Source organism: Methanobrevibacter sp., from assembly GCF_045541095.1.
GTDB lineage: Archaea > Methanobacteriota > Methanobacteria > Methanobacteriales > Methanobacteriaceae > Methanocatella.
In genome coordinates this window covers 1-15554 of record NZ_JAZQIJ010000237.1, presented here as the reverse complement: position 1 = coordinate 15554, position 15554 = coordinate 1, and the positions used below count along the sequence as shown (strand labels likewise).

Sequence of the window (15554 nt, the reverse complement as noted above, 5' to 3'; positions counted from 1 at the left end):
CAGACACTAATCATTGAAAAAAGCAATACAAATATATTAAATCTGATATATAAACTATTATGATTACTTATTAAGGGATTAAAAAACAAAGGAAACCTAACATGTTTAAAGAAAAAAGATATGATGAAAAAACATTGAAACATTTACAGCAAGTTGAAATGAAAATTTTAAAATATTTCATTGAAGTTTGTGAAAAGCACGATTTGACCTATTTCATGTATGCAGGAAGTTTACTGGGAGTAATCAGACATGAGGGATTCATTCCATGGGATGATGACATTGACGTGATTATGTTTAGGGAAGATTTTGAAAAATTAAATAAAATCTTTGAAAAGGAACTAAATGAGGAATACAGATTTTTCAATGTTTTAAACGAAGAGACATACCATTATACCTGGGGAAGATTAACACTTAAAGGCACTGCATTTGAGGAATGGTGGGCAGATCAGGTTGAATACACTCCGAATATATTTATTGATATCTTTATTTTAGACAATATCCCTAAAAACAAATTTAAAAAATTTTTTCACAAATGGAAATCCTTTGCACTTAATCAGATGGTATTGTATTCAATACTCAAATTTGAAAACAAATCCAAACTAAAAGAGATGATTCAAAAAGCAATCTATTACGTGCTTAAAATAATTCCTATATCCACAAATACCATTAAAAGGAAATGTGTTGCTTCATTCTCCAAATACCAGAATGAAGAATGTGATGAAGTCTGTGATTTTCCTTCAGAAAACCAGATGCAAATGTCATTTAGAACTGATTGGTTACCTCTTAAAAAAGGAAAATTTGAAGATATTGAAGTTAATATTCCAAACAACTATGATAAAATATTGAGAATGGACTTTAATGAATATATGGAGTTGCCTCCTGAAGAATCAAGATTCAATCCCGCTCCAAACAATATTGATTTCGGCAAATATTAAAATATAAAGGCGATTAAATGGCTAAAAATAAAAAAAACATATGTTTAGTGACCACAGTTTATTCTTTTTTCCTATATCTGATGGTTAACGGATATAATGAGGATGACATCTATATATTTACTGCATGGTTTCCAAAAGAAATTTCAAAAAACGTGAAACACATCCAAATGCCTGCAGTAATTTTTAGAGGAAAAAAATTTGCCGAATTAAACTCACTATCCGGAATTTACAAAAATATTGTGGGATTTTTAGGATATTTCTACGGTTATCTTAAGCTTAGAATCCTATTATTCATCAAAACATTCAACTGTGATGTTGAAGTTTACGGACATGCTCAAACACCATTTTCATATATGTTTTTTGAAAATGAAAACTCAAACATCATTGAAGACGGAATGGAAAATTATACTGCAAAGATATGTGAAACCCATAAGATCAATCCGCTGATAGACTTTATTCTGCATATTTGCGGAATTTATTTCTTAAATCAATGCGAATGCTATGGAAGTCATAAGAATATCAAAAATGTTTATCTAACCAATGAACACGACAATCCGTTAATAAAAGACAAAGTTCAAATAATAAACATCAAAGAGCGCTGGAATAATTTATCTAAAAGTGAACAGGAAAAACTGCTGGAAATATTCAACGTTAATATTGAAGGAATTGATTTTAATGAAAAAACCGCTCTTTTATTGACACAGCCATTATCTGAAAGTACTTCAATAAATATAACCGAAGAAGAAGAGCTAAATATCTATAAAGAAATCATGGCCAAATTCAGCGATTATCAAATAATCCTTAAACCGCATCCAAGGGATACAAAGGATTTTGAAAAGCTATTTCCCGATGTGAAAATTATAGATGGCAGTTTTCCGGTTGAAATTATGACAATGATTAATATTTATCCAACCGTTGTCTGTTCTGTTGTCACAACTGCATTATACAACTTTGAAAAAAGTAAAATTTATGTCTATGACGGAAAATTAAATGACGAACGCATTAGTAATGCTCGAGAAGAGTTAATAAAAATTATTAAAGAGAAAAATTTAGATTTGATTAACTAATATCCTAGTTATCGTTTTTTTAAATTTATTAAAAATCTTAAAATCATAGAATAACTGTAAGTTAAAGTATAATGTCCGCTACGAGCTAATTTAAACCACAAGGAATAGATTTTACCTTTTATATTTGGGTTTAAATCCTTTGCACATCCTGAATAATCCTTAATTATGGACATTCTCTCTTCTTTTGATAAATCTGAAACTACAATATCATATGCCAATTCATCAAAGAAAAGTGCACAATACCTGTTAAAAAACTTCTTTGAATTAACATGATTATCTGCTAATTTTTTTAACTCAACAAAGGCAATGAATACCTTATGTAAAAATGAAGCACTTAATGTTACTGAGATTGATTGACCAGTTACTCTATAAAAATAATGATTATATAAACTTAAATTTGTCAAAAACAATATTTTAGGATTTAAATAATAACACTGATGCATAAAATAAACATCTTCAGGCAAGTTTTCCAAACATTTGATGTCATTATCCAACAAAAACTTACGTTTATAAATTTTACACCACATTGCTCCACCATAATTAGTATTTGGTGAAAATAGCATATCCGGATTTTCTAAAACATTTACTTCAACAAAATTAGGAGCATCATTAATTGGTGCAGGTTTATCATCAGCACTGTAAATATTATTTGTTTTTGAACAAATAATCATATTTACATCAGTTTCTAAAATCTTGTTGTATAATATTTCACAGGCTTCTGGAACATATTCATCGTCATTATCCAAAAACATGATATAATCAGCGGTTGCATGTTTAATACCAATATTTCTAGGTTTTCCAGCACTGCCTGAGTTAGAATCTAAAAATATATATTTTATATTATCGTATTCGCTTGCATAATCTAAAATAAGTTGTCGAGTATTGTCTGTAGATAAATCATCAACAAGCAAAACTTCAATATTATTAAAACCAAAAGTTTGATTTAATAAAGAATCCATAGCTCTTTTAAGATCATCTTCAACATTAAATGTAGGAATAATCATTGAAATTTTATAATCAGACATTAATATACCACAATACAATTATATATTTACTCTAATTCTTCTAAAACTTTTATAATTTCATCTTTAGACAATTGTCCAATTTCAGAAGAGTCATAAATGAAATTAGGATGATTTTCAACAAATTCTTTCCTAATAATAAATAAATTCTTAGTTTCTTCAGCGTATAAAATTTCATCAGGAGTCATTAGCTCTTCATGCAGTTTTTCTCCAATACGCTTTCCGATGATTTCAACTTTAATATCATCAGCATTGAAACCATATTTAGGAGCATAATATTCAACCATAGCTTCAGCAAGGTCAGTTACTTTAACGGAAGGCATTTTTAAAATAAATATTTCTCCGCCTTCAGAAATACTGCCCGCATCCAAAATCAATTTAGCAGCCTCATGAATATGCATAATAAAACGGGTCATAGCTTCGTCAGTAATGGTTAACGGACCACCATTTTTAATTTGTTTTTTAAATACCGGGATAACTGATCCTCTAGAATTTAAAACATTTCCAAACCTAACACATGCAAATTTAGTTCCATCCGCTCCACTATACGCGTTAGATGAAATCATAAGTCTTTCAGCAAGCAATTTTGTTGCTCCCATTACATTAACAGGATTAACAGCCTTATCAGTACTGATTAAAATTACTTTTTCTACCTCGCATGAAATAGCTGCATCTATAATATTTTGTGTTCCACCAACATTTGTTTTAACAGCATCCATAGGATTATATTCACATAAAGGAACATGTTTATAAGCTGCAGCATGAAAAATAATATCTATATCTTTAAAGGCTCTTTCCAGTCTTTTTAAATCGCGAATATCACCAACAAAGGTCCTAATCTTTGAAGAGTTTAAATCTTGTTCCAAATCAAATAATGCTGTTTCATTGTTATCGAATACCCTTACAACATCAACATCATATTTTAACAGTTCGGCAACGATTTTTCTACCAATGGAACCAGAACCACCAGTGACAATAACTTTTTTTCCTTTATAAAAATCATTTAACATAAAATCACCTATTTATAGAATTTTCCAATAGTATCAGCCATATAATCCATTTGTTCAGTTGTTAATGTAGGAAACATAGGGAGAGTAATTGTTTTTTCATGCATTTTCTCAGTAACAGGCAATACATCATCATATTTTAATCCGTTTTTATAAAATTCAGATTTGTGAACTGGATCAAAGTAAATTTTAGATGAAATTCCATTATCTGACAAGTAATCGATTAATTCATCTCTTTTGTTTGCTAAAACTGAAAATAATTGATAAACATGATTATAACCTTGCGGAACTTCAGGAATAGTTATTTCATCTGTTTCTTCCAATATTCTTTTAGAGAGATATTCAACATTATTTTTTCTCATTTCAATAATTTTATCTGCTTTTTTGATTTGTGAAATTCCTAAAGTTGCAGTCAAATTTGACATTCTCCAGTTAAATCCAAGTTCAATATAATCAAATAATCCTACAGTTGAGAAATAGTCTCCACTTTCCAATCTTCCGTGGGATCTGATTAATTTTAATTTTTCATAGATTTCATCAGAATCTGTGACAACCGCTCCACCTTCACCGGTTGTTATAATCTTATTTTGACAGAAACTTAAAATATTTGAATCACCAAAAGTACCAATATTTTTTCCATCAACAGAAGCGCCAAAAGCTTCTGCAGCATCCTCAATTAGTACTAAATCGTTATCTTCAGCAATATCCTTTAACTCTTTAATTTTACATGGGCATCCACCATAGTGAACAGGAATAATAGCTTTGGTATTTTTTGTTATTTTTTCTTCAACTAATTCTGGATTTAAACCAAAAGTCTCTTCTTCAATATCTGCAAAAACAGGTTTTGCTCCTACAAACAATGGAGAATTGACAGTTGCAATGAATGTAAATGACGGAACAATGACTTCATCACATTTTCCGATTCCATGAGCAAGTAAAGCAGCATGTAAAGCAGAAGTCCCAGAATTAAATGTTATCGCATGTTTTGTCCCAATATAATCTGCAATCATGTCTTCAAATTCAGTTACCTTTGAGCCAACAGCCCAAAATTTACCTGAAGCAATCTGTTCTGAAACTAATTTAACATCTTCTTCATCGTTATAAATTTCAAATAATGGGACATTCATCTTATCTACCTACATAAACTAAAAATAACTTTTAAATTCAATGATTTTTAAATTTAAATCAAATAATCACTAATAACTATATATAAATTATTATAAATAATTTTCCAATTAATCTAATTTTCTCACTACTTTTGCCGGAACGCCGAAAGCAACAACATTATCCGGAATATCTTCAGTTACAAAACTAAAAGCACCAATAATAGAATTTTTACCAACAGTAACTCCTGGCATTACAACAGAATGAGTTCCGATTCTGCAGTTTTCTTTTAAGATTACTTCACCTTCCTTATCATCAATAGTGGATATTGAATAAATAGAACAGTGAGATCCAATTTGAACATAATCTTCAATTACAACATGATTTTTTGCGTTAATATATGTAAATGCGCCGATATCAGTTTTATAACCCAAATCCAAATTATCTTTGTTTTGAACCAACCAATTATATTTAGTCAGTTCACATTCTTTTATTTCCGGAGCTTTCCAGCCATCAAATCTATCTTCACTCATCATCACACCTCATTAAAAAATCAACAATCTTAAAATCCAATGGAGTATCCAAATCAATACTTCTCTCTTTTGGCATTAAATAGGGAATTGTTCTATCACCATAAAATGACTTATTCTTCCGTATAAAATCAGGAGTAGTGATATAAATTGCACCATTGAGTACATAATAAGTAGGTAAATCTTGTCTTCTAGAATTAAAAAATTCTTTTTCAGTATTCTGAACTAAATATCCTTCATTTAATGAAAAATTCAATAATGATTGATGATTTAATTCGGATACACTTACTAAAGAATCACACTCATTAGATTTAAATAATTCAATAGCATTAGTAATATCTTTCGAAGTTCTGAGTGGAGATGTTGGTTGAAGTAATACAAATATTTCAGGTAAAGAATTTTTATCTTCAAGATAATCTAAAACATGAAAGATTACATCGATACTGCTTGATTTATCATTAGCTAAGTTTAATGGTCGTTTAATTACTTGAGAACCTAATTTTTTTGAAATTTCAGATATTTCATCATCTTCAGTTGAAACAAATGTTTTACTAATAAAATTACATGATTTTGATGCTTCAATCGAATAATAAATTAATGGTTTACCATTAAGCAATTTAATATTTTTTCTAGGAATTCCTTTACTTCCACCCCTTGCAGGAATTATACTTATAATATCCACATTTATCACTCCAACTCAAAAAATTTCTTATTTAATAAATCATCATTAATATCTAACTCATTTAAAATTTTACAGATATTTTCACCAGCTTTCCCATCACCATAGGGATTTATACAGTTATTTAATTTATTTTGATAATCATCACTTCTAATATAATTCAGGGCATTTAAAATTTCATTGGAATCATAATCAACATCAATAACATTCTCCGCTTTTTCACGGCCAGCTTGCCTAGTTCCAATATTAATTACGGGCAGCTTAAATGAAGAAGATTCAATTATTCCGCTGCTTGAGTTTCCAATCAATGCACTAGCTAACCCCAAAATACCAATGAAATCATCATGAGGGATGTTCTTGTAAGCATCAACATCATACTCGTTTATTTTTCCAATCATTGCCCTTCCGCCGGCATCTGCATTTGGATAAACAAGTAAAATCTGATAATCAGTAGAAGTTGCCGCATCTAAAGTCTGTTTAATTTGATTAGCTGAGTCTTCAACTTCCAAACTAACCGGATGCTGCAATACAAGAATAAAATCATTTGTAATATTATATTTTTCCTTCAAATAATTTTCATCGATATTATCTTTAATCTTTATTATTGAATCAAGTCCTGGTGCTCCAACAACAAAAATATTGTCTGGATTTTCACCCATTTGTCTTATTCTTGATGCGCTTTTTTCAGTTGCTGCAAAGTGAATATTGGACAATTTTGTTATTGCATGGCGAGCGGAATCATCTACAGTTGATGAAACATCACCACCGTGAATATGTGCAACAGGAATCTGCAGATAAGAAGCAACAATTGCTCCAGCCAGCATTTCACCACGATCTCCTAAAAGTAAAACAACATCAGGTTTTATTTCAGCCATCAATTGTGTTAAATCGCAAATCAGATTACCAATGAATGCAGACATTGACTGCTCATCATCCTTTAGAAATGTTTGATTAATAACATGTAAATTAAAATTATCCTTTTTAACTTCATCTAATGAATAGCCGAATTCTTCCATTAAATGCATACCGGTTACTGCAACTTCCAATTGAATATTTTCATCATTATCTAATAATTCCAACGCATTATGCATTAAACCGTAATCTGCTCTTGTTCCAGTAATATATAATACTTTCTTTAACATAATTATTCCAAATCTTCCCATTGCAAAACATGACCGGATTCTAGGTCTTTATTAACTGTCTTGCCTATTAAATCATTAACATGCTTAGGAGCAATACCTGTTCCCGGCCGTTTGATTGATAACATTTCTTTTTCAAGCATTTCTCCTTTTTTGAGATTATTATTTAAAATGATGCTTTTTCTTACAACCTTTTTAATCTCATTTTCATTTTCAGAAAATTTTCTAACACCATCTCCCATTGCAACCTCAACATGTCTGATTGCACTTACCATTGCTTTAAATTCCTCAGGATTTAAAGATGCCTTATGGTCTGGGCCTTCAAGAGTTTTATCCAATGTAAAATGTTTTTCAACAACACAAGCCCCCAATGCAACGGCTGCAATTGGAAGTTCTATGCCTGGAGAATGGTCTGAAAATCCGATTGGCACATCCAATTCCTTCTGTAATGTTTTTATGAAATTGAGATTTGCTTCCTCAAAAGAAGTCGGATATCCGGTAATGCAATGCAAAATACATAATTTTTCTTTATTTTCAATGAAATTATAGGTTTCTTTAATCTCTTCTAAGGTAGCCATACCTGTTGACAAAATTAATGGTTTATCAGTATTTAAAACATAATCAATCAGCTCAAAATTATTCAGTTCACCTGAACCTAATTTATAAAGTGAAACACCTAACTTTTCTAAAAGATCTACACTTTTAAAATCAAAAGGTGAAGATAAAAATACTACACCACACTCTTCAGCATAGCTTTTAAGTTCAAAAAAATCATCATATGACAATTCCAATTTTTTTAGCATTTCAAGTTGTGAATTTTCATTAGTATTTTTTTCCTGATATTCAGCAGTTTTTGCATTTTCACTAACTAAATCCTCACTGACAAAAGTTTGAAACTTAACAGCATCAACTCCACACTCACTAGCTGATTTAATCATTTTACGGGCAAGTTCAACACTTCCATTATGATTTACACCGATTTCAGCTATAATAAATGTTGAATCATTAAAATTAATATCAAAAACCATACAAAAACCTTTAATTTATTATTAATTTAAATTTTATCTAAAATATTATATTAATATTATGCACTAAAAAAATTATAACTTTATTATAGAAAATTTATAAAATATATCCTACATATATGATATAAGCATTCCTTGAAATGATTAAAGTTGGTTTTATGAGTCAGGTACAAACAATTTTTAAAAATATGAGTTGGTTAGTAATTTCACAGATAATTGCTAGTGTTTGTGGTTTTATCTGGACAATATTAATGGCTAGATATTTAGGAGTTAACAATTATGGTATTTTTGGATTTGCCACATCATTAACTGGAATTTTAGCAATGACTGTGGATTTTGGAATAAGTAACCATATTGTTAGGCATATTGCAACAGATTATGACTCTGCACCAAAATATATTGGAAATGCAATACCTTTAAAAAGTATTTTTTCAGTTGGAACAATAATTTTAACATTAATAATATTAATCTTAATGAAAGCAAATGAACTTGTAATAACAGTAACATTACTTTTTACAATCGAAATAATATTTAAATCATTTATTGGTTTACTTAATGGATCATTTCAGGCTTTTGAAGAAGGAAAATATCAAGGAATTGGAAACACAATACTGCACGTGCTTTTATTAATATTCATCCTTTTAACAATCTTTACCGATTTAGGATTAATTGGAATAGCAGTATCATATATTCTAGCTAATTTAATCGCATTAGTCTATGAATATTATGTTTTAAATAAACATGTTGTAAAACCTAAATTTGAATTGGATACTGGTTTTTGTAAAAATATTTTTATATTTGCGATTCCATTTGCTGTAACCGGCTTATTATACAATATTTATTATTCTATTGATATTGTAATGCTTACAAATATGGTTGGAGACTACCCAACAGGAATTTATAACGCTACATATAAGTTAATATCTGTTTTATCATTATTTTACTCCACATATACCGCAGTAATCTTTCCGGTCATGAGTAAATTCTATAAAAATGATGAAAAACTGCTATTAATTAGTTTTGAAAAGTCAATTAAATATTTAATGTTAGTAATAATACCACTAGCCGTTGCAACTGTATTTTACTCCGCAGATATAATTCAGTTTATTTATGGAAACGAATATAACGGAGCTGCATCTGTTTTATGCATTTTAATTTGGACAGTCTGTTTATTATTCATCAGCGGTGCTGCAAACACTTTACTCAATGCATCCCACAAAGAAGTTGCTGTTACCAAAATTTATGCAGTTGCCGCATTGTTTAATATCATTTTAAACTTGTTTATGATTCCAAAATTCACTTATAATGGTGCTGCAATGACTACTGTTTTAAGTGATGTTTTAATTGTCATTATACAATTTTATATAATATATAAACTTGGACATAGACCAAACAAAAAATTATACATTGACATACTTAAAATTATCGCAGGATCTATAATTCTCGGAATTGCACTTTATATCTTAAACCTAAACATGTGGGTGGCTCTTCCGGTTGGAATAATTATTTATCTCGCAGTCATGTATATAATAAGATTCTTTGATAAAGACGACAAATATGTAATTAGAGAAATTTTAGGTAAAAACTAGTGATAATATGGCAGTTAAAAAAGAAAGAATTTTCTATTACGACCTATTAAGGGCATTTGCAATCATTGCAGTTATAATTTGTCATGTTGACTTCTATTTCGGACCTCTGAACACACCATTTGAAGTCATAGCACAGCTTACCTTCCATGATATCGGAAGAATTGGCGTTCCAATATTTCTAATGATTAGCGGAGCACTTCTTTTAAACCGTGACTATTCGAACCTGGGCGATTTTTTAAAAAGAAGGTTTGCAAGAATAATATATCCGTTCATCTTCTGGATAATCCTTATAACACTAACAAATTTCTACTTTCATAAGCCATACTCCTACATGTGGAACGTATTTATCGGAAATCCTTCAATCATGTGGTATTTCTGGACTTTAATCGGAATTTACCTTGCAATTCCTATCATTAACATATTCATTAAGGAATACGGAGAAACAGGTTGCAAATACTTTTTAGCAATATGGATTATCACAATTATCCTAAACACTTTCAACATGTATCCTTTATTCCCATATTTCAAACTGGACTATTTTGCAGGATTTATCGGATATCCTGTTTTAGGTTATTACCTTTCAACCAAAAAGTTCAGCTACTCAAACAGAAAGATGTGGATTGTGGGACTTCTTATCCTGCTAATTTCACTTGGAATTTTTGTTGCATACACCTACTCAAACAGTTTCCCGTCAGTTGAAGTGATGTATCAAAACATTCTGGTTGCAGGCATGGGAATCGGAATGTATCTGTTTATAGAATACCTTGACAAGGAAAACAAGTTCAATTCAATCAAAAACAATGCAATAGGAAAAACTATTAGCTCAATAAGTCTGTGCAGCTACGGAATGTACTTTTCACATGTCATCATAATCATGTTCATGTCAAAAATCAATCCTCATTCAAACATTTTATTCCCTGCAATGTTTATAGCAACAATATTCCTTTCATGGCTTTTACCATACATATTCAGCAAAATCCCCTATGTCAAAAAGGTCAGCGGAGTCTAACTCCACCTTTAATATTTAAACACACGTACATTATAAACTAAACATTCATTTCCAAGTCAAAACAATATAGGCTTATACTATAATTGATAAATAATTTATTATACTATTAAGTGATAAAAATGAGTTTTTCAAAAAGTTTCAAATATCTCCATGATTTAATCTATAGTGGGATTAAAGAGATCAATCTGGACTATGATATAATTTTAAACAGTAAAGAGAAGTCTGATTATCCCAATGGGATAAAACTGGATATTGATGATTTGATTATTAATGGAAATGGCCATACTATTGATGCATACGGAAAGACGCGAATATTTGAAAATTACGGTAGAAATATCACAATTAAAAACATAACATTAAAAAATGGGTATGGTAATCAGGGTGGAGCAATACATAATGATGCTTATGGTGAATTGACTATAATAAATTCCATACTTACAAAAAACGAAGCAAGCCCAGGTGGAGCTGTATTTAACAGGGGAAATTTAACCATAATGAGTTCTACACTCACGTCTAATACTGTAAAAGGTGTAAGTGATGGTGGTGCAATACATAATCTGGGTAAATTAGCCATAATAAAATCCACACTTAGCAATAATCAACTAAATTGCAGCAGGTCAACATCAGGCGGTGCGATATGCAATAGAAATGAATTGATTATACTTGATTCCACATTCACTGAGAATATTGCAAAAACCGGTGGAGCAATATACAATGATAATGGGGAGTTAATAATAATCAAATCCTTCTTAATGGCCAACAGGGCAAAGAATGGTGGTGCAATAAATAACAATAAAGGCAAATTGAATATTGCTAAATCAAAATTAGATAAAAACATTGCTATCAAGGCTGGTGGAGCAATAATTAATTTTCATGGTGAATTGATTACAGTTGAATCAGTATTCACTGGAAATAAGGCAATGAGATATGGAAGTGCAATATATAATGGATGGGGATCACTAACTCTTGAAAAATCCGAATTCACAAAAAATAAAACAAAATATCATGGTGCAATATGTAATAAAGGCACAATATCAATAAATAAATCTAAATTCAAAGATAATGAAACAAAAAAACTTTAAATTTGAATTATACAATTTAAGTTGTAATGTTAACAGATATTTTTGATTGACATTACATTATGGATTTGGAATTCATTTTGTTTGAAATGTATGTTTACTTTACTAAAATATGTATAATTACTTTATCAAAGTTAATATGGAAATGGTGAAACACTATGAAAAAATATTTAAGCAGATATATTGATGATGAACGGAAGAATTATTGGAATACATGGGTGCAGTGTTAATTGTAGGGCCAAAATGGTGTGGAAAAACAACAACCGCCAAACAGCATGCAAAAAGCATGATACAATTACAAGATCCAAGTAATTCTTATAATTATCTGAAATTAGCAAAATTAGACCCTCTTTTATTATTGGACGGAGATAAACCTAGATTAATTGATGAATGGCAGATGGCACCTGAACTATGGGATGCTGTGCGCTATAGTGTTGATGAAAGTGATGATGATAGACTATATATCTTAACTGGTTCAACAGTTGTTGACAATTCAAAAATAATGCATAGTGGTGCAGGTAGAATCCATAGATTATTAATGAGACCTATGAGTTTATATGAAAGTGGCGAATCAAATGGTAAAATTCATTTAATGGATCTGTTTGATAATCCTGATTTAGATGTAAAAACTAAAAAAAAGCAAACATTCTCGTGTCAATTCACTAAAAAAAATAAATGGTTGAATTAAATGGTTAAAAAAAAATGGTTTGAAAACAATCAAACCCACATAATTATTATAATATGTAATTTCACAGCCCTAATGTGGAAATTTCACTTAAAGGTACATTGCAGCTTGCCACATGGCAGACATCGCCGGATCCACTTATATACAAACCATCTACATGATCTGTTGAATCATCATGTGAAACTTCACCGACTTCAGTTGCTGCATACACTCCTGCAAATGCAAGTGAAACAACCAATACCAAAATCAAACCTTGAATCAATGTTGCTTTTTTCATAATAATCCCCTTTTTAAGTTTTTAAGTTTTACAAACTCTACTTAATACTATAAAAACGATTATATATAAAGATTTTCGAGTGTAAGCGCCCACTTACATCTTTAAATCAGTTAAAAAAGCCATTGCATAATTAAAATATAAAAATAAGTCATCTGAAGTAATATTTAAAAAAATAGACATTAAATACATTAATTACTCCAATTATTTTGAGATATCCTCAAAATCTTCATAGCTCCAAAAACAGATGCCTTTTCTTTCATTTCAGATATTCGAATTTCAGTATCCGTAAATGCAACTTCATTGAAACCTTTTTTAATTATTTCCAAAAGAAAGTCCCCTGCATTTGAAACTCCACCTGAAATTATTATGACTTCCGGATCAAAAGCGCTTGAAATTATGCCAAGCAGTTTGCCTAACTTAAAATAGACATCATTAATTATTTTTAAAGCTACTTCATCACCAGCTTTTGCATCGTTAAAAATATCTTTCGCAGTCAACGATTTAAAATTCCTCAGAGAGGAATAAACATCATTTGATTTTAAATAGCTTTCGGCAGTTTTAACAAGACCCCTTGCAGAAGCAATTTCCCCAATAGTTTTTGAATCAAGACAAAGAAATTCGATTTCACCTGCCTTGCCGTTATGACCTTCCACAAGATGATTATTGATTACAAGCCCCGCACCGATTCCGGTTCCGATTGCTACAAGAAAAAGACTGCTGTAATTTAAAGACTCCCCAATGGCCTGAAGATTCACATCATTTAATACAATTACTTTTATGTTGACTCTGGACTCTAAAACAGACCCGATATCGCAATCTGACAAATTTAAATTAATTGCTTTATGGACAATGCCGTTTTTAACAATGCCCGCTATACCTATTACAATAGCCTTAAAATCAGTGTTTTTTAAGTTCAATTCACTTAGTTTATTTTTGATTTCTGCTTCAAGCATTTCAGTCATGTGATTTTTTGGAGTTGGAAGCGTCCACTCAGATATGATTTCATCAGATTTAAAAACTGAAAAATTTGTTGACGTTCCTCCCAAATCAATGGAAAAGGCATAATTATTCATGATTAATGGTTTATTAAAATATCTATAAAACACTATGTAAAAAATTAAAAAATCATCTCTAAATAATAGGAAAAATTATTTAGAATTTAACTGATTTTTTAACATATTAATTTCATCTTTAAGCCTGTTTATTTCAGCTTCAGCATTATCTGCTCTTAAAGCCTCATTATTAGCTCTTAAAGCCTCACTATCAGCCCTACTATTTGCACTATCCAATTCTTTTTCAAGCTCAATAATCTTATTCTGTGAAATAATTTCAGTCTCAAATTTACCAACAATCTCATCAGCAGCTCCATCATTAATCATGTTTATCAACTCCTCATATTCATTTTCATCTTCAAAATATGCATCCACCATTGCATACAACACAGAATATAATGCATATTCCAATTTTTTTGGCATTACCTTTATTTTCAAGTATAATTCAATAACCTGCCTTGTTACTTCACGTGCAATTTCCCTTTGAGCAAATAATGCCACAATTCCCAAATTCAAAGCATCTTTTATGGTTAATTTGTCTTCGTTATAATTGATTATATTTTTTAGTTTATTTAATCTTTTTTCATTGTCCTCAGCTCCCAAATCCAAGAACATCAATTTAGTTGTTGAAGTTGGTGTTCTTTCAAATTCATGAACCGATTTTTCAGGACTTAAATGTGATGCAATAACATTTAATGGAGGCAGTCTTTCATCAGCTATTTGTTGAATATTATAATTGCCAATTATACGAATTTTATGACTGCCCACAGCTTTAGACATATGTTCCAGATTAACAACGGCAGGTTCAAATAATCTCTCAAAATCAGGATCTGCAACATATGAAGCATCCATCTCCAATACAGACCCATCTTTAAGACGTACTTTTACATTGGATTTTCTTCTGAATATACCTGGAATATTCAAATTCTCATGTAATTCCTTTGGAAATTCATTATACATCACCCCAAAAGCAAAATCAAATGGATGATGAATTTTCTTTCTTGCCATAACTATTTCTCCATTAAATTAATTTAATAGATTTTTAAAACAATGATGACAGTCGACTTATGGTGTTTTAAAATCTATGTTAACCTGTTGTATTTTTTAAGAATAATAAGTTTTCAAACTGCGAAAAAACACAAAATCACACTTTGAAAAAATATATAAACTGTAACTTGAACCACCCCACCCTAAGAGGGTGGCGATTCCTGAATTTTTTTTTCACTTAATAGGTTAATTAAGTATTTTTCAGGCTATCCCCGTTGAACCAGCGGTTTAATATATTAATTGCAGCATTTACGTCTCTATCGAGTATTTTTCCGCATTTTTGACATTTCCAGTTGCGTGTTTTGACT

At 30.2% G+C, this 15554-nt stretch carries 16 protein-coding genes and 1 pseudogene; 6 read left to right on the top strand and 11 right to left on the bottom strand.

The features are described 5' to 3' along the window. The first annotated feature begins 101 nt into the window (after nt 1-101). Together ACKI2P_RS10475 and ACKI2P_RS10470 are read left to right on the top strand one after the other, a co-directional pair. Nucleotides 102-935, top strand: coding sequence for a phosphorylcholine transferase LicD (locus ACKI2P_RS10475; protein WP_407377396.1), 834 nt, complete (start codon nt 102-104; stop codon nt 933-935). Nucleotides 936-952: 17 nt separating this feature from the next. After that, nucleotides 953-2002, top strand: a complete 1050-nt coding sequence (locus tag ACKI2P_RS10470) for a polysialyltransferase family glycosyltransferase (RefSeq protein ID WP_407377395.1) — start codon at nt 953-955, stop codon at nt 2000-2002. Between the two features lie 8 nt (nt 2003-2010). On the opposite strand, the gene ACKI2P_RS10465 is transcribed toward ACKI2P_RS10470, so the two are convergent. The 7 genes from ACKI2P_RS10465 to neuB all read right to left on the bottom strand — a co-directional run bounded on the left by ACKI2P_RS10465 (nt 2011) and on the right by neuB (nt 8511). Then, the gene (locus tag ACKI2P_RS10465; RefSeq protein WP_407377394.1) at nt 2011-3027 is read right to left on the bottom strand and encodes a glycosyltransferase family 2 protein; all 1017 of its coding nucleotides are present in this window, start codon (nt 3025-3027) and stop codon (nt 2011-2013) included. A gap of 26 nt (nt 3028-3053) precedes the next feature. Next, nucleotides 3054-4034: a UDP-N-acetylglucosamine 4,6-dehydratase family protein gene (locus tag ACKI2P_RS10460; RefSeq protein ID WP_407377393.1), complete on the bottom strand. Its 981-nt coding sequence runs from the start codon at nt 4032-4034 to the stop codon at nt 3054-3056. Nucleotides 4035-4042: 8 nt separating this feature from the next. Continuing rightward, nucleotides 4043-5158, bottom strand: a complete 1116-nt coding sequence (locus tag ACKI2P_RS10455; RefSeq protein WP_407377392.1) for a DegT/DnrJ/EryC1/StrS family aminotransferase — start codon at nt 5156-5158, stop codon at nt 4043-4045. 108 nt (nt 5159-5266) lie between these two features. Then, nucleotides 5267-5668: a DapH/DapD/GlmU-related protein gene (locus ACKI2P_RS10450; RefSeq protein WP_292746139.1), complete on the bottom strand. Its 402-nt coding sequence runs from the start codon at nt 5666-5668 to the stop codon at nt 5267-5269. After that, nucleotides 5661-6347 carry a cytidylyltransferase domain-containing protein gene (locus ACKI2P_RS10445; protein ID WP_407377390.1) on the bottom strand — a complete coding sequence of 229 codons (687 nt, stop codon included), beginning with the start codon at nt 6345-6347 and terminating at the stop codon, nt 5661-5663. Before ACKI2P_RS10445 ends, ACKI2P_RS10450 begins: the two co-directional genes overlap by 8 nt. A 5-nt stretch (nt 6348-6352) precedes the next feature. Continuing rightward, nucleotides 6353-7486, bottom strand: a complete 1134-nt coding sequence (gene neuC / locus ACKI2P_RS10440; RefSeq protein ID WP_407377389.1) for a UDP-N-acetylglucosamine 2-epimerase — start codon at nt 7484-7486, stop codon at nt 6353-6355. A gap of 2 nt (nt 7487-7488) precedes the next feature. Beyond that, complete coding sequence (gene neuB, locus ACKI2P_RS10435; protein ID WP_407377388.1) at nt 7489-8511, bottom strand: N-acetylneuraminate synthase; 1023 nt, start codon at nt 8509-8511, stop codon at nt 7489-7491. Nucleotides 8512-8666: 155 nt separating this feature from the next. Here neuB and ACKI2P_RS10430 point away from each other — a divergent pair, with 155 nt between their 5' ends. The 4 genes and pseudogenes from ACKI2P_RS10430 to ACKI2P_RS10415 form a co-directional block, all read left to right on the top strand. Next, nucleotides 8667-10097 (top strand): flippase, encoded by a 1431-nt coding sequence (locus ACKI2P_RS10430; RefSeq protein ID WP_407377387.1) that lies wholly within the window; start codon nt 8667-8669, stop codon nt 10095-10097. A 7-nt stretch (nt 10098-10104) separates the two neighbouring features. Further along, a complete protein-coding gene (locus ACKI2P_RS10425; protein WP_407377385.1) occupies nt 10105-11106 on the top strand; it encodes an acyltransferase in 1002 nt (333 codons plus the stop codon). A 119-nt stretch (nt 11107-11225) separates the two neighbouring features. Continuing rightward, the gene (locus tag ACKI2P_RS10420; protein ID WP_407377383.1) at nt 11226-12188 is read left to right on the top strand and encodes a pectate lyase-like adhesive domain-containing protein; all 963 of its coding nucleotides are present in this window, start codon (nt 11226-11228) and stop codon (nt 12186-12188) included. Nucleotides 12189-12343: 155 nt separating this feature from the next. Continuing rightward, a pseudogene (locus ACKI2P_RS10415) lies at nt 12344-12810 on the top strand (AAA family ATPase); the annotation flags it as partial. Between the two features lie 124 nt (nt 12811-12934). Here the strand turns inward: ACKI2P_RS10415 and ACKI2P_RS10410 are convergent. From ACKI2P_RS10410 to ACKI2P_RS10395, 4 genes are all read right to left on the bottom strand, one after another. Further along, on the bottom strand, nt 12935-13147 hold the full coding sequence (locus tag ACKI2P_RS10410; RefSeq protein ID WP_407377381.1) for a hypothetical protein: 213 nt from the start codon (nt 13145-13147) through the stop codon (nt 12935-12937). A gap of 188 nt (nt 13148-13335) precedes the next feature. Beyond that, the gene (locus tag ACKI2P_RS10405) at nt 13336-14220 is read right to left on the bottom strand and encodes an ROK family protein (RefSeq protein ID WP_407377379.1); all 885 of its coding nucleotides are present in this window, start codon (nt 14218-14220) and stop codon (nt 13336-13338) included. Nucleotides 14221-14295: 75 nt separating this feature from the next. Then, nucleotides 14296-15207 carry a hypothetical protein gene (locus tag ACKI2P_RS10400; RefSeq protein ID WP_407377377.1) on the bottom strand — a complete coding sequence of 304 codons (912 nt, stop codon included), beginning with the start codon at nt 15205-15207 and terminating at the stop codon, nt 14296-14298. 229 nt (nt 15208-15436) lie between these two features. Continuing rightward, nucleotides 15437-15554 (bottom strand): zinc ribbon domain-containing protein (locus ACKI2P_RS10395; protein ID WP_407377398.1); only part of this gene is annotated, 118 nt, incomplete at its 5' end.